Source organism: Alkalihalobacterium sp. TH-98 (assembly GCF_057473385.1).
In genome coordinates, this window is record NZ_JBYCKM010000027.1 from 77,502 (window position 1) to 99,259 (window position 21,758).

Annotated in this window: 20 protein-coding genes and 1 pseudogene; 15 read left to right on the top strand and 6 right to left on the bottom strand. The window is 37.3% G+C overall.

Annotation, left to right across the window (positions count from 1 at the left end):
- From AC2VNP_RS10780 to AC2VNP_RS10810, 7 genes and pseudogenes are all read left to right on the top strand, one after another.
- The gene (locus AC2VNP_RS10780; protein ID WP_275118521.1) at positions 1 to 816 is read left to right on the top strand and encodes a pyruvate, water dikinase regulatory protein; all 816 of its coding nucleotides are present in this window, start codon (positions 1 to 3) and stop codon (positions 814 to 816) included.
- 609 nt (positions 817 to 1,425) lie between these two features.
- Positions 1,426 to 2,004 (top strand): annotated as a pseudogene (locus AC2VNP_RS10785) (group II intron maturase-specific domain-containing protein); the annotation flags it as partial.
- A gap of 351 nt (positions 2,005 to 2,355) precedes the next feature.
- Complete coding sequence (locus AC2VNP_RS10790; protein ID WP_486917340.1) at positions 2,356 to 2,862, top strand: YaiI/YqxD family protein; 507 nt, start codon at positions 2,356 to 2,358, stop codon at positions 2,860 to 2,862.
- Positions 2,863 to 2,879: 17 nt separating this feature from the next.
- A complete protein-coding gene (dnaG, locus tag AC2VNP_RS10795; RefSeq protein WP_486917341.1) occupies positions 2,880 to 4,688 on the top strand; it encodes a DNA primase in 1,809 nt (602 codons plus the stop codon).
- Positions 4,689 to 4,759: 71 nt separating this feature from the next.
- Positions 4,760 to 5,878 carry an RNA polymerase sigma factor RpoD gene (rpoD, locus tag AC2VNP_RS10800; RefSeq protein ID WP_216830039.1) on the top strand — a complete coding sequence of 373 codons (1,119 nt, stop codon included), beginning with the start codon at positions 4,760 to 4,762 and terminating at the stop codon, positions 5,876 to 5,878.
- Positions 5,879 to 5,979: 101 nt separating this feature from the next.
- Complete coding sequence (locus tag AC2VNP_RS10805) at positions 5,980 to 6,525, top strand: hypothetical protein (RefSeq protein ID WP_486917342.1); 546 nt, start codon at positions 5,980 to 5,982, stop codon at positions 6,523 to 6,525.
- Between the two features lie 202 nt (positions 6,526 to 6,727).
- The gene (locus AC2VNP_RS10810; RefSeq protein ID WP_275118525.1) at positions 6,728 to 7,102 is read left to right on the top strand and encodes a c-type cytochrome; all 375 of its coding nucleotides are present in this window, start codon (positions 6,728 to 6,730) and stop codon (positions 7,100 to 7,102) included.
- Between the two features lie 165 nt (positions 7,103 to 7,267).
- Here the strand turns inward: AC2VNP_RS10810 and AC2VNP_RS10815 are convergent, their stop codons facing one another.
- A complete protein-coding gene (locus AC2VNP_RS10815; RefSeq protein WP_486917343.1) occupies positions 7,268 to 7,399 on the bottom strand; it encodes a hypothetical protein in 132 nt (43 codons plus the stop codon).
- Positions 7,400 to 7,519: 120 nt separating this feature from the next.
- Here AC2VNP_RS10815 and AC2VNP_RS10820 point away from each other — a divergent pair, with 120 nt between their 5' ends.
- Both AC2VNP_RS10820 and AC2VNP_RS10825 read left to right on the top strand, forming a co-directional pair.
- Positions 7,520 to 8,230 carry a tRNA (adenine(22)-N(1))-methyltransferase gene (locus tag AC2VNP_RS10820; protein WP_486917344.1) on the top strand — a complete coding sequence of 237 codons (711 nt, stop codon included), beginning with the start codon at positions 7,520 to 7,522 and terminating at the stop codon, positions 8,228 to 8,230.
- A complete protein-coding gene (locus tag AC2VNP_RS10825) occupies positions 8,227 to 9,348 on the top strand; it encodes a Nif3-like dinuclear metal center hexameric protein (protein WP_486917345.1) in 1,122 nt (373 codons plus the stop codon). The genes AC2VNP_RS10820 and AC2VNP_RS10825 overlap by 4 nt, the downstream gene beginning before the upstream one ends.
- Positions 9,349 to 9,453: 105 nt before the next feature.
- Here AC2VNP_RS10825 and AC2VNP_RS10830 read toward each other — a convergent pair whose 3' ends face one another.
- Together AC2VNP_RS10830 and vrrA are read right to left on the bottom strand one after the other, a co-directional pair.
- Complete coding sequence (locus tag AC2VNP_RS10830; RefSeq protein ID WP_486917346.1) at positions 9,454 to 10,401, bottom strand: 4-hydroxy-3-methylbut-2-enyl diphosphate reductase; 948 nt, start codon at positions 10,399 to 10,401, stop codon at positions 9,454 to 9,456.
- Positions 10,402 to 10,481: 80 nt separating this feature from the next.
- Positions 10,482 to 11,336 carry a VrrA/YqfQ family protein gene (gene vrrA / locus AC2VNP_RS10835; protein WP_486917347.1) on the bottom strand — a complete coding sequence of 285 codons (855 nt, stop codon included), beginning with the start codon at positions 11,334 to 11,336 and terminating at the stop codon, positions 10,482 to 10,484.
- A gap of 164 nt (positions 11,337 to 11,500) precedes the next feature.
- Here vrrA and AC2VNP_RS10840 point away from each other — a divergent pair, with 164 nt between their 5' ends.
- Together AC2VNP_RS10840 and AC2VNP_RS10845 are read left to right on the top strand one after the other, a co-directional pair.
- On the top strand, positions 11,501 to 12,814 hold the full coding sequence (locus AC2VNP_RS10840; RefSeq protein WP_486917348.1) for a DEAD/DEAH box helicase: 1,314 nt from the start codon (positions 11,501 to 11,503) through the stop codon (positions 12,812 to 12,814).
- 21 nt (positions 12,815 to 12,835) lie between these two features.
- Positions 12,836 to 13,726 (top strand): deoxyribonuclease IV, encoded by an 891-nt coding sequence (locus AC2VNP_RS10845; protein WP_486917349.1) that lies wholly within the window; start codon positions 12,836 to 12,838, stop codon positions 13,724 to 13,726.
- A 163-nt stretch (positions 13,727 to 13,889) separates the two neighbouring features.
- Here AC2VNP_RS10845 and AC2VNP_RS10850 read toward each other — a convergent pair whose 3' ends face one another.
- The gene (locus tag AC2VNP_RS10850) at positions 13,890 to 14,165 is read right to left on the bottom strand and encodes a DUF2624 domain-containing protein (protein WP_486917350.1); all 276 of its coding nucleotides are present in this window, start codon (positions 14,163 to 14,165) and stop codon (positions 13,890 to 13,892) included.
- 330 nt (positions 14,166 to 14,495) lie between these two features.
- On the opposite strand from AC2VNP_RS10850, the gene AC2VNP_RS10855 reads away from it, so the two are divergent.
- Both AC2VNP_RS10855 and AC2VNP_RS10860 read left to right on the top strand, forming a co-directional pair.
- Positions 14,496 to 15,251 (top strand): metal ABC transporter ATP-binding protein, encoded by a 756-nt coding sequence (locus AC2VNP_RS10855; protein WP_486917351.1) that lies wholly within the window; start codon positions 14,496 to 14,498, stop codon positions 15,249 to 15,251.
- Entirely contained in the window at positions 15,251 to 16,120 is an 870-nt protein-coding gene (locus tag AC2VNP_RS10860; RefSeq protein ID WP_486917352.1) for a metal ABC transporter permease, read from the top strand. Before AC2VNP_RS10855 ends, AC2VNP_RS10860 begins: the two co-directional genes overlap by 1 nt.
- Positions 16,121 to 16,169: 49 nt before the next feature.
- Here the strand turns inward: AC2VNP_RS10860 and AC2VNP_RS10865 are convergent, their stop codons facing one another.
- Entirely contained in the window at positions 16,170 to 18,275 is a 2,106-nt protein-coding gene (locus AC2VNP_RS10865) for an RNA degradosome polyphosphate kinase (protein WP_486917353.1), read from the bottom strand.
- A gap of 85 nt (positions 18,276 to 18,360) precedes the next feature.
- Complete coding sequence (locus AC2VNP_RS10870) at positions 18,361 to 19,899, bottom strand: Ppx/GppA phosphatase family protein (RefSeq protein ID WP_486917354.1); 1,539 nt, start codon at positions 19,897 to 19,899, stop codon at positions 18,361 to 18,363.
- A gap of 170 nt (positions 19,900 to 20,069) precedes the next feature.
- Between AC2VNP_RS10870 and AC2VNP_RS10875 the strand changes: the two genes are divergently transcribed.
- Positions 20,070 to 20,852: a metal ABC transporter ATP-binding protein gene (locus tag AC2VNP_RS10875; RefSeq protein ID WP_486917355.1), complete on the top strand. Its 783-nt coding sequence runs from the start codon at positions 20,070 to 20,072 to the stop codon at positions 20,850 to 20,852.
- The gene (locus tag AC2VNP_RS10880) at positions 20,845 to 21,711 is read left to right on the top strand and encodes a metal ABC transporter permease (protein WP_486917356.1); all 867 of its coding nucleotides are present in this window, start codon (positions 20,845 to 20,847) and stop codon (positions 21,709 to 21,711) included. The genes AC2VNP_RS10875 and AC2VNP_RS10880 overlap by 8 nt, the downstream gene beginning before the upstream one ends.
- Positions 21,712 to 21,758 lie beyond the last annotated feature (47 nt).

A 21,758-nucleotide genomic window follows, 5' to 3' on the forward strand; every position in this document is an offset into this window, starting at 1 on the left:
ATGGAGGTATTTAATCATCGCCCGATTGTTTATGTTGTTTCGGATTCTGTAGGTGAAACAGCTGAATTAGTTGTACGTGCTGCAGCGAGTCAATATAGTGGATCTGGTGTCGAAGTGAGAAGAATTCCATATGTTGATGATAAAAGTACAATTGATGAAGTGATAGGTTTAGCGCAACAAGCACAAGCGATTATTGCTTTTACCCTAGTCATTCCAGAGGTAAAGAGCTATTTGATTGAACAAGCTCGAGCAGCACAGGTAGAGGTTGTTGATATTATTGGCCCGATGATGGAAAAGATCGGAACCTTAACACAAAAAGAACCTCGCTATGAGCCTGGATTGGTGTATAGACTTGATGAAGACTATTTTCGTAAAGTGGAAGCAATTGAATTTGCAGTGAAATATGATGATGGCCGGGACCCTAGAGGAATTGTTCGAGCGGACATCGTTCTAGTCGGGGTTTCTAGAACGTCAAAAACACCACTATCGCAGTACTTAGCTCACAAACGGTTTAAAGTGGCTAACGTGCCATTAGTTCCTGAAGTGGAACCACCTGAAGAACTTTTTAAAGTGTCGCCTAAAAAGTGTATAGGCCTTATTATTAATGCAGATAAGTTGAATGATATACGAACTGAGCGATTAAAGGCACTTGGGTTAAAAGCTGAAGCAAATTATGCAAATATCGAACGAATTAAACAAGAGCTTGAGTACGCCGAAAAAATTATGGAGCGCATCGGTTGTACAGTAATTGATGTTTCAAGTAAAGCAGTAGAGGAAACAGCAAACCTTATATCGAACATGTTCCAAGGCAAATAGAGGCTGAGTAGTCAGCCTCTATTTTGTTGTGGTGCGCCCAGCATGGGTGCAATCTATAGGGTGCAAGTCCCGAGCTGTGAAGGCAGAAGTAACAGTTAGCTTAACGCAAGGGTGTCCGTGGTGACGCGGAATCTGAAGGAAGCGGGCGGCAAACCTCCGGTCTGAGGAACACGAACTTCATATAAGGCTAGGTATCATTGGGTGAGTCTGCCACACAAAACAAAGCCCTTTCTGCCGAAGGTGATACAGAGTAAATGAAGCAGATAGATGGAAGGAAAGATTGCATTCTTACCTGGGGAGGTCTGACTGGTACGCCAAACTCCTTTGGTAACCTATTTAGTGATAAATAACTGAACAGTCAGAAGTCAGCAGATGTCATAGTACTTCATTAACTCGAGATAATGAGGGAAGGACTGAACAATTAAGAAGAGTGAGAACTCGGCGTGCAATTCCTACGTTGATGCAGACAATCCTTAAAAGGACTTACTTGAAGGAGGAAGTGGTGAATACATGGTGGACTTCAAGAGGGTGGAGTAGGAATTGAAACAAACAGATTAACTCATTCACGTGGAAAGGAAATATCGAGATGTTAATGGAACGAATTTTATCACGGAAACGAAGAAAGCGGGATTACGTGTAATGAACTCTGTGACAGACTTCATCGAGAAGAAACTAAAGCTAAAAGTAAACAAGGAGAAATCAGCAGTAGATCGCCCCTGGAAACGTAAGTTTCTAGGATTTAGTTTTACGATCCAAAAAGATCCGAAAATCCGGATTGCCAAAGAAAGTATTAAACGGTTGAAGATGAAAATAAGAGAACTAACCTCTCGATCCAAGTCAATATCCATGGATCAAAGGATTGAGAAGCTTAACCAATACTTAATTGGTTAGTGCGGATACTATGCATTAGCAGATACACCGAGTAAATTTAAAGAATTTGATGAATGGATTAGAAGAAGGCTACGCGTATGTGAATGGAAACAATGGAAGCTTCCTAAAACAAGGGTAAGAAAACTCATTGGATTAGGAGTGCCGAAACAAAAGGCATACGAATGGGGAAATTCTCGAAAGAAATACCACAGAATTTCTAAAAGCCAAGTCCTACATAAAACCCTCAATAACTCCTATTGGAGCAATCGAGGGTTGAAAAGTTTATATCAACGATATGAATATCTACGTCATACTTAATTGAACCGCCGTTTACGGAACCGTACGTACGGTGGTGTGAGAGGCCGGGGGTTAGCCTCCCCCCTCCTACTCGATTCACGTTAACATACGATCAGTTGTCTTTTTTACTTTTAGGAAAAATTTTTTAAGCATGATTGTAGTCAAAATCAGAAATAATTATTATAATGAAAATTTGTGAGAAAAAAACTGCAAGATTTAGCATAAAACAAAAAAAGAACAAATAAATTGAAAAAGTCAAGACTTTTTCTGTGTTTTTTGGTAATGATAGTTATTGATAGGTATTTGTCGACAAATTTCATTTCTAAATAACATTTTAGAAGGATTTTGTTAGGAGATGTAGAAATAGAGACCATGTTAACGAAATCATCTATATTTGTAGATGCTGATTCATGTCCAGTCAAAGAAGAAATTTTGGAAATTGCAAAAAGTTTTAATTTTGAGGTTGTGTTTGTTTCCTCATATTCACATAACATTCAAAGTGAGCAAGCCAAAATTATTCGTGTTGACTCAGACAAAGAAGCAGCCGATTTATTTATTATGAATCATGCGAAGGGAAATGATGTAGTTATTACACAAGATCATGCCCTCGCTTCCATTTTAGTAGGGCGGGGTTTATCCGTTTTATCACCCCGCGGAAAAGTATTCTCAGAAGATGAAATGATAACGATCCTTCAACTAAGACATTGGTCTCAAAAACAAAGGAGGTCTGGAAACAAGACAAAAGGGCCAAAAGCATTTAAACCATCGGATCGCGAACATTTTTGTGCGAATTTGAGAAAAATATTAAAACAGAAGAAGGAATTTGCCGAAAAAGGTCGAAAACATAGTAACCGGACAGGTAATCCAAATGAAATGTAGAAGATTGGTGATGAGTAATGGGCTACCGCATCCCGGAAGAAAAGATTGAAGAGGTTCGTAAGTCAGCAGATATTGTTGAAGTGATTAACGAATATGTTCAGTTAAAAAAACAAGGAAGAAATTACATTGGTCTTTGTCCTTTCCATGGTGAAAAGACGCCTTCATTCTCAGTCTCACCAGACAAACAACTTTATCACTGCTTCGGATGTGGCGCTGGAGGAAATGTTTTCTCTTTTCTTATGGAATTAGAAGGACTTTCATTTGTTGAATCTGTAGCCAAACTAGGAAAGAAAGCTAATGTTGAACTTCCAAGTATAAGTACTGACCAAAAAAAGTCAAATGAACAGTCTGTAATAGAGGCAGCCCATGAACTCGCGATGAAATTTTACCATCACATCTTACTAAAATCAGAAATGGGCGCTCCTGGACTAAATTATTTGGAACAACGAGGCTTTACAAAGGAAATGATTGATACATTTCAACTAGGCTTTGCTCCTAATCATTGGGACAGCTTAACTACCCTGTTAGAAAAACGAGGATTTAATCTTAAGGCTCTAGAGAATGCAGGGTTACTTTCTCTTCGCGAATTTGATGGTAAAGTATTCGATAGGTTTCGCAATCGAGTTATGTTTCCCATTTGGGACGGACAAGGAAATGTTATCGCTTTTGGTGGTCGCATTATTGATGATGGGAAACCAAAATATTTAAACAGTCCAGAAACTGTCCTTTTTAATAAAAGCCGTACACTCTATGGGATCCATTTAGCTCGTCCTTCCATTAGAAAACTAAATCAGGCAGTTCTCTTTGAGGGATATGTCGATGTCATATCAGCTTGGGGAGCAGGCATCTTAAATGGAATTGCAACATTAGGAACTGCTCTTACGGAGGAACAAGCGAAAGTTATTCGAAGAAATGCAGAAACCGTAATTCTTTGTTATGACTCAGATGAAGCAGGAATTCAGGCTACTTCAAGAGCGGCTTCGATACTTGTTCAGGCAGGTTGTTATGTGAAGGTAGCTCTGTTACCTGAAGGTCAAGACCCTGATGATTATATAAGGCTTAATGGCGGGGAGCAATTTAAGCGGGATATTATTGAGAACAGTCTAACACTTATGTCGTTTAAAATGCAGTACCTTAGGCGAGGGAAAAACCTTCTGGATGAAGGAGAAAGGATGAGGTATATCGAAGAAGTACTTAATGAAATTTCTGACCTTCCTCGCGCAGTAGAAAGAGACCACTATTTAAGACAAATTGCTAGTGAATTTTCGTTATCATTGGATGCATTAAAGCAAGAACAGTTTAGAATGTATCGTGAACGGCGAAATAAGGGAGGACAGCAACAATCAAACGTTCGTTCTTTCGTGGAAGTAAAAAAAAGAGGATTTGAAAAGAAAAAGTTACTTCCGGCCTTTCACAATGCTGAAAGAATTCTTTTAGCGTATATGATGAAAAATGCTGAAATAGCTGCTACCATTCAAGAAAAAGTAGGTGGGGCTTTTAACATAGATGAATATCATGCAATTGTTGCGCACCTTTTTGCTTATTATGGTGAAGGGTACGAGCCGAACCCAAGCTTATTTATTGAGAGACTCAATGATGAAAAGCTAAGAAGGGTTGCTACAGAAGTTGCAATGCTTGATATAAGAGAGGATTTATCCGATCAAGAATTAGACGATTACATTAATAAGATTGAAACCTATCCAAAATGGGTAGAAATAGAACAAAAAGAGAAAGAAAAAAAAGAAGCTGAAAAACGCAATGATGTTTTAATGGCTGCTCAGATAGCCATGGAAATCATTCAAATGAAAAAAGATTTAAAACGATAGCACCTGCTAGAGAGATGATAATTTCATCTAATGAGAGTTGACGTGTTGTATCAATGGAAGGAGGGGATCGAATGGCTGAGAAACCATTACGCCCACTCGCGGATGGAGATTTGACCATCGATCAAGTGAAAGAACAACTAGTTGAGCTAGGTAAAAAAAGAGGAGTATTAACATACGCAGAAATTACAGAAAAGCTTGCGGTATTTGACCAAGATTCAGATCAAATTGATGAGTTTTTCGAATACTTAGGCGAGCAAGGTATTGAGATATTAAATGATAATGATGATGTACCTAATATGCAACAAATGGAAAAAGAAGAAGAGGAATTTGATTTAAATGATTTAAGCGTACCTCCTGGAATTAAAATTAATGATCCAGTACGTATGTATTTAAAAGAAATTGGTCGTGTACCACTTCTATCTGCCGAAGAAGAGATTAACTTAGCGAAAAAAATTGAAGAAGGTGACGAAGAATCTAAACGTCGTTTAGCTGAAGCGAACCTTCGACTCGTTGTTAGTATCGCTAAGCGATATGTCGGACGCGGAATGTTATTCCTCGACCTAATCCAAGAAGGAAATATGGGTTTAATTAAAGCGGTAGAAAAATTTGATTATCGTAAAGGATATAAGTTTAGTACGTATGCAACATGGTGGATCCGTCAAGCGATTACTCGTGCGATTGCCGACCAAGCTCGTACGATCCGTATTCCAGTCCATATGGTCGAAACGATTAATAAATTAATCCGTGTCCAACGTCAATTACTTCAAGATTTAGGACGTGAACCAACTCCTGAAGAAGTATCGGAAGAAATGGATTTAACTCCTGAAAAAGTAAGAGAAATTCTTAAAATTGCTCAAGAGCCCGTTTCTTTAGAAACACCGATTGGTGAAGAAGATGACTCTCACCTTGGCGACTTTATCGAAGACCAGGATGCGTTAGCTCCTTCAGATGCTGCAGCTTACGAGTTATTAAAAGAGCAGCTAGAGGACGTACTAGATACGCTTACGGACCGAGAAGAGAATGTCTTACGCCTTCGCTTTGGTCTAGATGACGGCAGAACTCGAACACTTGAGGAAGTAGGAAAAGTATTCGGTGTAACACGTGAGAGAATTCGTCAAATTGAAGCGAAAGCATTAAGAAAGTTAAGGCACCCAAGTCGTAGTAAGCGACTAAAAGATTTCTTAGATTAATAAGTATTTTCATGCTGACTCTTATTGAGTCAGCTTTTTTTACTTCAACTTTTTGCTCTTTCGTACGATAATAAATATAACGAGCTTCAGGAGGGGAAGGGATGAACCAAGAGCGGAAAGAAATCATCATTAAAGAAATCAAATATTGGAAACAAACGAGACTTCTTCCCGAACAATATTGTAATTTTCTCCTTACCCTTTATTCAGAAGGGGAAGAAGAACATATAAAGGTAGAAGAAGAGTCACGCTTTATTGTGAACGTGAAGTCTATGCTTACCTTTTTTTTCGTACAATTTTTATTATTGTTTATTGTCGTTGTCATTTATTTTACTGATTTTCCATTTTTATTGCAAATGGCTTCTGGATTACTTAGTGGGTTTCTCATTTTAAAAATTGCTAAAAAAACACGAAATAGACTGCCTCAATTAGCCTATCTTTATTTTTTAATGGTGGCAATCGTTCTTTTATTACTTCTAACTCAAGTGGTGGAACTAATGCTACCTGGCCATCGCATCGCTATGTTTTTCGTTGTTTTGCTGAACTGCTTTGCCTGGTTGTTTATTGGATTTAAAATGAGGTTAAAGTCCTTTATGATTGGTGGCGGCGTCGGAATAGCACTTACCATGATCTTTTTTGGATTCTATTAAGGACATAGGGAATTTAAAAGTTTATTTTTTTCTGTATTTGTTAAAATGAATAAAGGCAATAGAAAAGAATGACAAAATAAGCAATTCTTCAGTTAACCCTTTTCTCTTTACCTGTTTTCAAGTAAAATGGTAGAGGGAATTCAAATGGATTCACTTTTTGTTATGTATATGTCATTATTATAGTGTAAAGGGGGACAAGATCGTGAAAGGTAGACCGTTATTTCCTTTTGCAGTAATTGCAATAGCAGGGATTCTTCTAATGGTGGCACTATCATTCCAAGGCTTATTAGCTAGTCAAGCGGATGAAGGAGAAGCCGAAGAGGAAATCGTATTCGATGATCCAATTGCAGCTGGTGAAGAGCTAACACAGCGAAGCTGTTTAAGTTGTCATGGACAAGATCTACAAGGATTGGCTAGTAATCCTGCAATTAATGCTCTAGAAGGTAAGTTCACTGAAGAAGAAATTGTTCAAATTATTTTTGGACAATATGAAGGTGTAAACATGCCTGCTATGAGCAATCTAAAACCTGCTGAAGCAGAAGCAATTGCTACATACTTACTACACATTTCTGAGTAATATGTATATGTGAGGAAGAGGGGACATCGGCCCCTCTTTTTTATTTGCTCTGCTGGATTCAAGTGCATAGCAAAGAGTATGGATATATGCCTTAGGATGCATCAATGAGCATATTGAGTTATTCGATAAGTCAATATCGGTTCGTTAGCACTCACCGTGTTTCCTTTATCTCGTGCGAAGAGACTCCAGTCCATACGCCGCTAAACGGTCGCTTCCGCTATTCATAAGTCTAGCTGCAGGTGCTATCGGCTCGAGGTCGCTTCGCGGTCCATCAACCGTGTCTAAAAGGCAAGACACGATCTGCTGGCCCTCCAGCGCTTATCGCCGATAATCAAGCACCTTCCGCTTTTCATAGTTGCACAATGTCATTGAAAATGGGTATGATTAAACCAAAGTTTACATAAATGTGGTGAGAAAATGAATGAAACAAAATTGTCAAAACGGCTGGAAACGGTAGCTGACTTTGTAATTGAAGGATCCAGGATTGCTGATATTGGCTCAGATCATGCGTACCTCCCTTCTTTTTTATATGTGAATGACCGAATCAACTTTGCGGTTGCAGGAGAGGTAAATGAAGGCCCTTATCAATCCGCGTTATCGCAAGTGGAGAAATTAGGAATAGCTGATAAAGTTCAGGTTCGGAAAGGAAATGGACTTGAAGTGGTATCATCAGGTGAAGTCGATCACATTATCATTGCCGGTATGGGAGGAGCTCTTATTACTGATATCCTAGAGGCTGGGCGTGATAAGCTTGAAGGAGTAAAGCGACTTATTCTTCAGCCTAATGTGATGGCTGACCGCATTCGAAAATGGTTACTAACGAATGGGTGGGAATTAATTAAAGAAGTCGTTTTAGAAGAAGACGAAAAAATATATGAAGTATTAGTGGCGGAAAGAGGAAATGCCGATCAACCATACAGCGAGAATCGGGAGCTTGAATTACTCCTGGGTCCTTATTTAATGCAAGAAAAAAATCCAGCTTTTATTAAGAAGTGGAAAAGTGAATTACAGAGTTGGAAGCGCATTTTGCTCCAATTTGAACAAGCAAAAGAGACAGATGAAGTGAATACCAAAAAAGAAGAATTAATACAACTTATTTCAAAAGTGGAGGAGGTTGTTGCAACATGAGTAAACTTGCAAATGGACAAACGATTATTCAGTTATTTGAAAGTTGGTCTCCTAAATCACTAGCCGTAGAAGGTGATAAGAACGGATTAATGATTGGGACACTAAATAAACCCATTCAAAAAGTGATGATCGCCTTAGATGTCCTTGAAGAAGTTATGGATGAAGCAATAGATTCGGGTGTAGATTTAATAATTGCTCATCATCCACTTATCTTTAGACCATTAAAGAATATTGATACGAGCCGTCCAGCTGGACGAATTATAGAAAAAGCTATTAAGCATAACATTACGATTTATGCCGCGCATACCAATTTAGATGTTACTAAGGGCGGGGTAAATGACATGATGGCGGATGCTTTAGGATTGAAAAATACGGAGGTACTTTCCCCAACAACTGAAGTCTCCTTAAAAAAAGTTGTTGTGTTCGTCCCAGATAGTCACGTAGATCAAGTTCGAACAGCTTTAGGTAATGCTGGGGCTGGTCATATCGGGAATTACAGTCACTGTACGTTTAATAGCGAAGGAACAGGTACCTTTACCCCATTAGAAGGGACGAATCCGTTTATTGGTGAACAAGGAAAGTTAGAAAAAGTGGCAGAAGTAAGAGTTGAAACGATTATCCCTGCTCATCTTCAAAATAAAGTTACTGCAGCTTTAATTAAAGCTCATCCGTATGAAGAGCCTGCTTATGATATATACCCGCTTGATAATAAAGGGGAAATCTTTGGCTTAGGACGTATCGGGATTCTTGAAGAAGAAATGACACTCGAACAGTTTGCTCATCATGTTAAGCAAGCTTTTGAAGTGAAGGGTGCGAGAGTTGTAGGAAAACTTGAAGCAAAAGTAAAAAAGGTTGCTGTTCTAGGCGGTGATGGCAACAAGTACATGTCCCAAGCATTATTTAAAGGCGCTGATGTTTTTGTCACAGGGGATGTGTATTATCATGTAGCTCACGATGCGATGATGGATGGTCTTAACATCGTTGATCCGGGGCATAATGTAGAAAAAATTATGAAACAAGGCGTGCAAAAGTTTCTAGCAGGGCAATTATCAACTCAAAATTATCAAACCAAGGTCATTATCAGTAATGTAAATACAGACCCATTTACGTTTATCTAAATAGCGTTGAAAAAGATGCAGTGTGATCTTGTATTAAGATCCACTGCATCTCTTTTTCATTGGCTCTTTTCGCAACGTGTATGAAAAAAGCCTTTGAGTTATTTATTAATCTTTTTTAGCTTTCACTTTAGGTAAGATCTTTTGCAACGTAACTTTGCGGTCTTTTGCCCACGTGGTTTCATCTTTAGGTTCATATTTTTCTAGGAAGTCAATCACTTCTTTAGTAATAGGAGTTGGAGTCGAAGCACCAGAAGTAACACCTACTATATTAACGCCCTCTAACCACTCTAGCTCTAATTCAGTTAAATCAGAAATGCGATATGCTTTTGTCCCCGCAATTTGTTCAGAGACTTGCGCTAGTCGGTTAGAATTATTACTTTTTGGATCACCGACAACAATTACTAAGTCAGCTTGCTTCGCTTGTTCTGCAACTGCTTCCTGCCTAACTTGGGTCGCTAAACAAATTTCATTATGAACTTCAGCATGAGGATATTTTTTTAGCGCATGGTTCATAATATCTGCAACATCCCATTGGCTCATTGTCGTTTGATTTGTAATAATGATCTTTTCATTGTTTAACTGAAGGTTTTTTACATCTTCTGTTGATTCAACTAAATGAACGATATCAGGTGCTACACCAATAGCTCCTTCTGGTTCTGGGTGACCTTTTTTCCCTACGTAAATCACATCGTATCCTTCTGCTTTCTTCTCTAAGATAAGGTCATGGGTTTTAGATACGTCAGGACAAGTTGCATCAACAACTGTTAGACCTTTTTCTTTTGCGAGCTTTCGAACTTCAGGGGAAACGCCATGAGCCGTAAAAATTACAGTGCCTTTATCGACTTGTTTTATAATTTCTAAGCGGTTTGGTCCGTCTAAAGAGATTATTCCTTCCTCTTCAAAGGCATCTGTAACGTGTTTATTATGAACAATCATTCCTAATATATAAATAGGGCGAGGTAAATCAAGATTTTGGGCGGCTTGTCTGGCAAGGACCATTGCATCAACTACACCATAACAATAGCCTCGCGGTGATATTTTTAATACTTTCATGCTAGGCCTCCTATTAGTAACATACTATATTCCATTATAAAGGAGGACTGTATCTTATACAATGAAGTTAACTTCTAGTGTTAGATATACATTTTAGGTGCAGGAAGACTGCCAAGACTTTTTTTGTTAGTTGGAATAGCTGATTTTGTTGCATTGATGGATTTATTGTTGGTACGAGTAGCAGTTTTTTTATTTGCATTTGTTGCCTTTGTATCTGAAGCTACTGTTACTTCTAGATTATCTGGGGCAGCTTCTATATTTTCTGAGTTATTTGTCACTTCATCAACATCTAAAGTTGAGGTAGTTTCATCATTATCTAATGTTGATGTGTTTTCCTCACTGTCTGATGTTGAGGCACTCTCATCACTATCTGGATTATTTTTAAAGATTTGGTAAAGTTGTGGCATGCTTCTTAGGAGTGGACCATATTGCTGGATCATAGGTGTCACTTGTTGTACGACACCCATTACACGTTGAGCGTTGTTGAGTATGCCCATTAAGTTCATACCGCCGCCCATCGCTCCAGTACCAGCAGCACCCATACCACTTGCTAAGGCACCTGGTCCAGCAGCACCAGCTCCTAAACCAGGACCCATACTACTGCCCATACCACCGAACAAACCACCAGCCCCTGGTGCCATACTTGAGCCTAAACCACCAGCCCCTGGTGCCATACTTGAGCCTAAACCACCAGCTCCTGGTGTCATTCCTGAACCTAAACCACCAGCACCTCTGCCAAATAGTCTTGCTAACAGACCTCCTCCACCGCCTGGAGGTCGCATGGCACCAGCAGGCATGCCGCCAAACATACCTGGACCGGGCGTTGTTGGTTGATTTAAAAATGGAAAGTTGAAAGCTCCTGGGCCTGGAGATGGTGGCGGCATCATCATTTGTTGTTGGTAAGGAAATACCATCATTTTCATCCTTTCGTGCATGATTTATTCTCTATGATTAGGTATATGCACGATAGAACGTTTGGTGCAATGGGCACGATGTTCACAGTAAATAATGACAAATTCGCTTTTACCTTCTGTTTTTGGTAGAATAAACAATTGCATAGAATATAAACCTTTATAAATTAAAAGAGGTAGGAGACAGTATGACAAATTCAAATTTTGCTCGTTTTGATTTACAAGCTTTTTTAATAAACGCAGTTACAGCACAAGGCTTTACGTTACCAACAGAAATACAAGAACGGTTAATTCCGGCAATACGAAGTGGTAAGGACGTTATCGGTCAATCACAAACAGGTTCTGGTAAGACATTGGCGTTTTTATTACCTATTGTAGATGTAATTGACTCTGAAAGGGAAGAAGTACAAGCTGTCATTACTGCACCGACACGTGAGTTGGCGACACAGATTTTTAATGAGTTGAAAAAGTTATTAGACCATCAAGAGGAACAAACCATTCAGGCAAAACTGCTGGTTGGCGGAACAGACCGCTCACGAATGATTGACAAACTTGAAAAAACACAGCCCCATATTGTTATTGGTACACCGGGTCGTATTAATGATTTAATTGAAGATCAAGCTCTATCAGTTCAAGAAACACAGATCCTAGTTGTAGATGAAGCGGATCAAATGTTAGATATGGGCTTTTTAGAAGATGTAGATAAAGTAGCTTCGCGAATGGCTGTCGATTTACAGATGCTCGTTTTCTCTGCAACTATTCCTGAAAAATTACAGCCGTTCTTACGTAAATATATGAACAATCCAAGACATGTTCACGTGAAACCAGAACATGCTGCAGCTCCTAAAATTGAGCATCGTTTAATCTCACTAAGACATCGCAATAAAATTGCAGTCACCATTGAAGTGGCTAAAATCGTCAACCCGTACCTAGCAATTATATTTACAAACACCAAAGAACAAGCAGATGAAGTTGCAGATGCGATGCTTTCTGAAGGGTTAAATGTAGGACGGTTGCATGGAGGGTTGCAGCCTCGTGAAAGAAAGCAAGTGATGAAGCAAGTTAATGATGTGAAAATTCAGTATTTAGTTGCGACTGACTTAGCAGCTAGAGGAATTGACATTAAAGGAATTACTCATATCATTAATTACAACATACCTAAAGACCTTGATTTCTATATTCATCGTGTAGGGAGAACAGCGCGTGCAGGAAATGAGGGACTAGCTGTGACGATTTATGAACCACATGAGCAAGAGGCAATCGAGAAGCTGATAAAAAGAGGAATTTCCTTCATCTTCACTGATATTAAAAATGATGAGTTAATTACATTGGATAAGCAGAAGTTCGGTGGAAATAAGCCTAAAGCTAAGAGCCCCGCTAGTAGTGGAAAAGCGATTGCTAGGCCTAAAAAAGTGAAACCAGGTTATAAAAAGAAAGCACGCTATTTACAAGAGAAGCAAGATAAGCGAGAGAGAAGAATAAATCGCAGAAAGAATAAATAGAAAAATATAGGAGTGGAGAAGATGTTATTAGGATCACACGTATCAATGAGTGGGAAGAAAATGCTATTAGCATCAAGTGAGGAAGCTGTTTCATACGGTGCAAATACATTTATGATTTATACAGGAGCCCCGCAAAATACACGTCGTAAGCCTATTGAGGAGCTGAACATTGAAGCTGGATTAGCTCATATGAAAGAGAATGGAATTGATGAAATCGTCGTCCATGCACCTTATATTATAAATATTGCTAATACAGAAAAGCCTGCAACCTTCCGTTTAGGTGTTGACTTTTTACGCAGTGAGATTGAACGAACAGAAGCGTTGGGAGCAAAACAAATCGTCCTTCATCCTGGTGCACATGTCGGCGCAGGAGCTGAAGCAGGGATAAAAAAGATAATAGAAGGTTTAAATGAAGTTTTAGAAAAAGAGCAATATGTTCAAATTGCTCTTGAGACAATGGCTGGAAAAGGCACTGAATGTGGACGTTCATTTGAGGAGTTAGCGAGCATTATAGATGGAGTTACACATAACGAAAAATTATCAGTCTGTTTTGATACTTGCCATACCCATGATGCAGGTTATGATATCGTTAATGATTTTGATGGTGTACTTGATCAATTTGATAAATTAATTGGTATTGACCGCATAAAAGTACTTCACATCAATGACAGTAAAAATGAACGCGGGGCAAGAAAAGACCGACATGAAAACATTGGTTTTGGTCATATCGGTTACGATGCACTTCACCACATTGTCCATCATCCACAATTAAAGGATGTTCCTAAAATTCTAGAGACTCCTTATGTTGGTGAAGATAAAAATAATAAAAAAGCTCCATACAGACATGAGATTGAGATGCTAAAAAGCTCTAATTTTAATGATCAATTAAAAGAAGTCATTATGGGTTCATAAGCATGCCTGTTATAGCGTAAAGAAATAGCCAAGGGAGCAACGCATATCAAAAAGTAAATAGTGAATAAAAAAGAGACTGTTTCATACCTTCAGCACTTTTTTGTGCAGGGTCAATGAAACAGTCTTTTTTACGATAAGTTGCATAATAGACCTTATTTTCAAATTACAGTTGATTGAGTAAATGGCCGTATTGGTTAAGTAATTGAGAAATTACCTTTGAAACATTAGGATCTACTTCTGTTTGTAAACGTTTGATCATCCGTTCAACTTGTGTACGATTTCCAACATCAATCGGCTCAGACTGTAGAACTTGAATGACCTTACTTGCTTGTTCCTCTGTAATAGGCATTTGATGTTGGTGTGATAAAGCAACTAATTCTTTTGGTGTTAAAGAATTAATTTTATGATTAATCATTTGTTGAAAAAAAGGATTTAACATCAATTCTTCCTCCTTACACACTAATACCTACAGTTTATGAACGGCCTAGTAAAGTGTGAAAAAACCCAAACAGAATTTTTTAGCTTGTCGGAAAAAGAATTTCAAAAAAAAACATTTACAACGTTTCCCCTTAGCTAATATAATTGGTTATATTATAAAAAGTTTACCTAAGGAAACTTTTAGTCACAAAACCTAAATTTATTTCATAAAATAGGTTTAGAGAAATTGCGGATACGTTGTTTAACGGTAGATAACATTAGAACCTGGTGCTACAAGGTCTAACTTATATAAAAAGACCGATGATCGATTATAACAGAGAGGGGTTTTAAGATGGGAAGAATGTTAGAGGTAAATAATCTCTCCGTTTATTACGATAATCTTCAAGCGATTAAGAATGTAAGCTTTTCTGCGGATGAAGGGAAATTAATTGGAATTGTCGGCCCGAACGGAGCTGGAAAGTCAACTTTAATAAAAGCAATATTAGGTTTAGAAAAATCAACGAATAGCGGAATAAGTGCCTTTGAGAAGTCAATTAAAAAGGTACGAAGACAAATAGCGTATGTACCGCAGCGCAGTCAGATTGATTGGGATTTTCCTGTGCTCGTAGAAGATGTCGTTATGATGGGACGCTATATTCACTTGCCTTGGTATAAACGCCCTTCAAAAGATGATAAAAATATTGTGACAGAGGCTTTAGAGAAGGTAGGAATGACCGAGTTTAGAAAACGACAAATTGGTGAGCTTTCTGGCGGGCAGCAACAACGTGTTTTTATTGCTAGAGCATTAGCCCAACAAGCTACATTGTTTTTCCTTGATGAACCTTTTGCAGGAATCGATGTAACCTCAGAAGAGATCATCATTAATATATTAAAATCACTAAGAGAAGAAAATAAGACGATCCTCGTCGTTCATCATGATTTAAGCAAGGTTGAAGAATACTTTGATCAAGTCATGTTAGTAAATAAAGAACTTATAGGGTATGGAGAAGTGAGCGAAACGTTTAAACCAGAACTGCTATCACAAACATACAAAGGGAAGATTAAACTATTTAAAGACAATGACCAAATGATGGTGGTGGGTAACTAATGCAAGAAATATTATCTTTTATTGACCAAGTTTCCCGTTATAATTATCTTCAACAAGCGTTAATTGCAGCAGTATTAGTTGGGATTATTTGCGGCGTAATTGGTTGTTTTATTATATTACGTGGTATGGCACTGATGGGAGATGCGATCTCGCATGCTGTTTTACCAGGGGTTGTCATTGCGTATATGGTCGGTGCTAGTTTCTTTGTGGGTGCCGTAATTGCAGGGGTATTAACCGCACTCGGGATTGGTTATGTTTCACAGAATAGTCGGATTAAAGACGATTCAGCGATAGGAATATTATTTACGGCTGCATTTGCTCTTGGTGTCGTATTATTAACCAACTTACGTGGGACATCATTAGATTTATGGCATATATTGTTTGGAAATGTTTTAGCTGTATCTCGAAGTGATTTATGGGTAACGTTTGGAATTGGCGTCTTTGTTCTGTTGATGATTTTCTTATTCTACCGTCCTTTACTCATGAGTACATTTGATCCAACTATGGCGAAAGCAGCTGGAATACCTGTACAAATGATTCATTACTTATTGATGCTTCTCTTATCCTTAGTTACAGTCGCTTCGTTAAAAACAGTAGGGATTATTTTAGTTGTGGCAATGTTAATTACCCCTGGAGCAACGGCTTATTTATTAACAGATCGATTCCCAGTGATGTTATTTTTATCAGCATTCTTTGGTTCGATATCTGCTGTACTAGGTATTTTCTTTTCGGTTGTATATGATGTAGCGTCAGGGGCTTCGATTGTGCTTGTCGCTTCAATTTTATTTGGAATTGTGTTTTTCTTTTCACCAAAGCAAGGTGTCGTCACCAGATATTTTCGATCTAAAGTTCATAAAGCCGCATCATAGCAAGCAAAAAAGAGGTACTCATTTATGGAATGGGTACCTCTTTTCTACACTAACTATCTTCATTAAAGCGAGCGGCCATTTCATAAAAAGTCAGCTGACTTTGTAATGACTTTTCACCTTCTTGCCGAGGTACGTAATGGTAATGACCAAACTGGTCTTGTTCTCTAGCTTTTACATTATCTTTTAGGGTAATGTCTAAAACTTCAATAATTCTCCTTTTAATATGAGGACTATAGATCGGGAACAAGATCTCAATTCGTTTTTCCATATTTCTCGTCATCCAATCTGCAGACGAAAGAAAAATTTTTTCATCACCATCATGATGAAAATAAAAAATTCGGCTATGTTCGAGAAAACGATCAACAATACTTCTTACACGAATGTTTTCACTTACACCGTCAATACCTGGTCTTAAACAGCAAATTCCTCGAACAATTAAATCAATTTCAACACCTGCTTGTGACGCTTCATATAGCTTTAGAATAATTGGCTTGTCCGTTAGCGAATTCATCTTAGCAATAATACGGCCATTACCTGATTGTAAATGGGTTTCAATTTCTTTATCAATTGCTTCGATAAAGGTTTCTCTAATTTGAAAAGGTGCAGTAGAAAGGTGGTTCCAAACGGGTTTGTTACTATATCCGCTTAAATAGTTAAAGAAATTAGTTGCATCGATGCCGAAACCTTCATCTGAAGTGAAAATGCCCATGTCTGTATACAGTTTTGCTGTGGAGTCATTGTAATTTCCTGTTCCCAAATGGACATAACGTTGAATGTTATCTTTTTCATGGCGAACGACTAGTGTAATTTTACTATGTGTTTTTAAAGCTGTAATACCATATATAACATGAACACCTGCTTTTTCTAATTTCTTAGCCCATTGAATATTATTTTCTTCATCAAAACGTGCTTTTAATTCGACAAGCACAGTTACTTGCTTACCGTTTTCTGCTGCTCTTGCTAAGGCGTGGATGATTGGTGAGTCACCACTGACACGATACAAAGTTTGCTTGATAGCAAGTACATTCGGATCATCTGCTGCCATACTTAAGAAATCGAGTATCGGTTGAAATGACTCGTACGGATGATGAAGAAAAATATCTTTTTTATCAATCGCTTTAAAAATATTTTCTTCGTCTATTAAATCTTCAGGCGGTTGTGGTATAAAATTTTCATTCGTTAAATGTTCGAAATCTACAGCGAGTTTTCCATAAAGTTTGAATAAAAACGATAAATCTAAAGGGCCTTTGAAGGAATATACATCTCTACTATGAACTTCTAAGACATCAAGTAAAAGATTTAAAACTTTAGGCTCCATCAATCCCTTTTGGATTTCAAGGCGAACAGTAGAACCCCACTTACGTTTCTTTAATTCTTTTTCAATCTCTCTTAAGAGGTCGCGTGCTCCTTCTTCATGTATCGTTAAATCAGCATTACGTGTAATACGAAATGGTGATACAGATTGAACTTCATACCCTTGAAATAACATTCCAATAAAGTGGCTAATAACGTTTTCAAGCAAAATATACTGTTGCTTCTCACATGTACTAGGTAATTGAATAAATCGATTTAAAACACTAGGAACTTGTACAATTGCTAACCGTTCTTTCCCTTGCTCATCCTTTAGCAAGACAGCTAAGTTCAAACTTTTATTTAGTAACATCGGAAAAGGACGATAGGCATCGATTGCCATAGGCGTTAGTACAGGAAAAATATAGTGCAAAAAGCGTTCTTCTAAAAACTTCATTTGCTCACTTGATACTTCATCAATGGATAGGAATTGTACGCCTTCATGGTAGAGCATCGGTAATAATGTTTCGCAAAACATATTATCTTGAAGACGAACAAGTTGTTGCGTTTTTTCAGAGATTCTTTTTAATTGTTGCTTCGGTGTTAAACCTGCTTTATTTTCAGATCTGTTAAATCCAGCTTTTACTTGATCTTTTAAGCCAGCAACACGGACCATAAAAAATTCGTCTAAGTTTGAGCTAAATATCGCTAAAAATTTTAATCTTTCCAATAGAGGATTTCTTTCGTCAATAGCTTCCTCTAAGACACGCTCGTTAAAGGCTAACCAACTGAGCTCACGGTTATTGTAGAAGGTTGGATTATTTAGATCAATGGGCATATTTTGTTCGATGTAGTTTGTCGACATAATTATCAACCTCTCCAAAATAAAAATATCTAATCTCATTCCATAATATCAATTAATTGTAAATCTTATGTAAAGGTTGTGTAAATTAGTTATTATTTTGGAAATGTAACTCAACGTTGAAACTGAGTAATTTCTCAATATGCTTTTTATACTTTTGGGCTTGTTCCTCTTCAAAGTAAAAATCATCGTTACAAAGAAGGTGAAGTTCAATTTCTCTTTTTGATGTTTTGTTAGCAACACATTTATTGACGACATTTCTTCGAGTTCGATTTAGGGAATAGGCCAGTTTTAAAATGGCACCGAGCAATTCGTAACGTTTCAATTGTTGTTTCGTTAAAAGTGCACTGTACGGAGCAGCGAACTGAAACAGGTACGACTTTGATTTAAAAGAAGAAATAAGAGCAATTCCTAATCTTTCATCGTGGGTTAATCCATCGATGGTCATATTGGATAATAAATAAAAGGTGTGTTGACTACTAGCTTCATTACTAATATATTCACCCATGTAGAGGAACCTTGCACTATAACGAAGTAATTTTAAATTGTCCTCATCATTAAACTTTTCAAGGAGATACGGTGATAACTCTTTATAAATAGCAGAAGCGAGCTTCGATACTTGCTTAACATGATCCACATTGATTTGATAACTATAAGAAAGTTGATAGAAGCTTTCTTCAGCAACGTTTGGAAATTGTTCAATTCCGATTTGATGCAGTAATTCCTCGTAAAATATCCCATCTCTTAATCCTTTGTTACTCATGATAAAAACTGGTGCCCCTGTCACCTTAACTAGTGTAGAAATAGCTTGAATCGCTGGAATAATAATATCTGCTCGATCTTTTGATAGGCCTTCTACATTCTGTCTTTCAGTAAAAGGGTGTTCTAGTAAAGACTCTTGGACTTCATGAATGTTATTTGGTTGTAACTCATATTGATGAAGGCCTGGCAAAGGGTAGTTAATTTTACGCTGATGCATTAAACATAAGTTTCTGGCAGTTCCTCCAATTCCAACGAGAGGAAATTCTGTATTGACAATCCATTCAAGTGAAGAAAATTGGTTGAATAAAAATCGTTGTAGATTGTTGATTTCTCCTAAGGTGGGAGGATCGCTTTCAATAAAGCGTTTTTTTAAAGTGATAGCACCGAATGGAAAACTAACATACTTTACTAATTTTCTATTTTTGAATAAGGTAACTTCCGTACTTCCACCACCAATATCAATTGAAATACCGTCTTCAATATTTGTAGAATTGGTAATAGCTAAATAACCATAGTACGCTTCTTCATAATCACTTAAAACAGTAAAAGATAGAGCTGTTTTATTTTTTATGATGTCCAGTACTTCCTTTTGGTTTGGAGCAAGGCGTAAGGCAGCTGTAGCTACCCCTTTAACATGATCAATTTGATGGGCATTTATGATTTTATTAAAGCGATTAAGCGTTTTGATAATAATTTCTATTCCCTTTTCTGTTATGCTTCCTTCTTGAGTCGTATGGCTGCTCAATCTAGCAACAACTTTAAAGTTATGGAGTTCATGATAACACCCGTTACTTTGAATGGTATAAATGACGAGCCGAATAGAGTTAGATCCCATATCAATGATTGCTAACTTTTTTTGTGCCATGAAAATTCACATCCTTGTAGTTAAAAATTGGATTCCAGATGTATTTGTTTTATTATATAATTTTCTACATCTCTTTGCATTCAATGTGTGAGGAGGCATTTTTTATATTGAATAAGAACAATTCTTATTTATGTTATAATGTAGGTATAGTATTAATTTGGAGGAACAGTATGACTGATCATCAAGCTTTTGCGATTGAAGTCAATAAATTATTTTTTCGCTACGATAACAAAGAAGTATTAGAAAATGTTAACTTAAAAATAGAAGAAGGTGCCTTCTTAGGACTGGTGGGTCCAAACGGTTCAGGAAAATCGACTTTATTAAAATGCATTCTTGGTTTATTAACCCCGCAAAATGGTGAAGTTTTATTATTTGGTCAACCCTTAAACAAATTTAAAGCGTGGGATAAAGTGGGATTTGTTTCTCAAAAAGCAAATAGTTTTAATTCCGGTTTTCCAGCTACTGTTTTTGAAGTGGTTTCAATGGGGTTATATGCTAAGATTGGTTTATTTCGTTTTATGACGAAAAAAGACAAACAAAAAGTTCATGAGGCAATTAAAAGTGTAGGTATGACCGAATTTACGAATCAGAATATTGGTGAACTCTCCGGTGGACAGCAACAACGAGTGTTTATTGCGAGAGCTTTAGTCAGCGACCCGAAGCTCCTAATCTTAGATGAGCCTACTGTTGGTGTTGATGCCAGCTCTGTCCATTCTTTTTATGAAATGTTAATTGACCTCAATAAGAATAAAAACATTACCTTATTATTAGTCACACATGATATTAGTAAAATGGTAGAACATGTAACCGATATTGCCTGTATTAATACGACTATACATTTCCATGGTGACCGTGAAGAGTTCGAGAAGAACCATAACTTATCATCATTCTTTGGCCATAATGTTCAACTATTAAGCCACAATCATTGTGACGAGGGCTGTGAACATGATTGAGGCTTTTTTGAAATATGAGTTTTTACAAAATGCTTTTTATACAGGACTCCTCATTGGCTTAATTGCACCAATGTTAGGAGTATTCCTTGTCGTTCGAAGGTTGTCACTTATTGCTGATGCTCTATCTCATATTACGTTAACAGGAATTGCAGCTAGTTTGCTATTGGGAAAATATTTTATTTTCTTTCAAGGACTTAATCCTCTATACATGGGAATGGGGGCAGCAGTAGGAGGGTCTTTACTTATTGAGAAAATTAGAAATGTATATAAGTTTTATCAGGAATTAGCGATACCGATCATTTTATCCAGCGGTATTGGGATTGGGGTTGTTTTTATCTCCTTAGCCGATGGATTTAACAATGATTTGTTTAATTATTTATTTGGCAGTGTTATTACAGTTAGTCGTTCTGATTTATATACGGTTTTAATTATCTCTATTATTGTAATTATCATTACGACATTTTTGTTTAAAGAGATGTTTTATTTATCTTTTGATGAAGAACATGCTAAAGTTTCTGGGTTAAATAAATCTTTCGTCCATCTCGTCTTTATTATTATTGTAGCACTTGTTATTGCTGCTTCGATGAGGATCGTTGGAATTCTACTAGTATCAGCGTTAATGACACTTCCAGTTGCAGCTAGTATGCGCATTGCAAAAGGGTTTAAGCAAATGTTTTTTTACTCGATTTTGTTCGGAGAAATTGCAGTAATTGGAGGATTAATCACGGCGTTTCAATTAGATTTGGCACCAGGAGGAACAATTGTTATCATTTCCGTTCTTATCTTAATGATTTGTTTATCCATTAAAAAGGTGAAGGATAAATTTACTTATAAACCAAAGACGAGTGTAAGTACATAAACCTAAAGTGTTCTTTATTGTCTTAAGGTCTGTTCTAAAGTAAAATC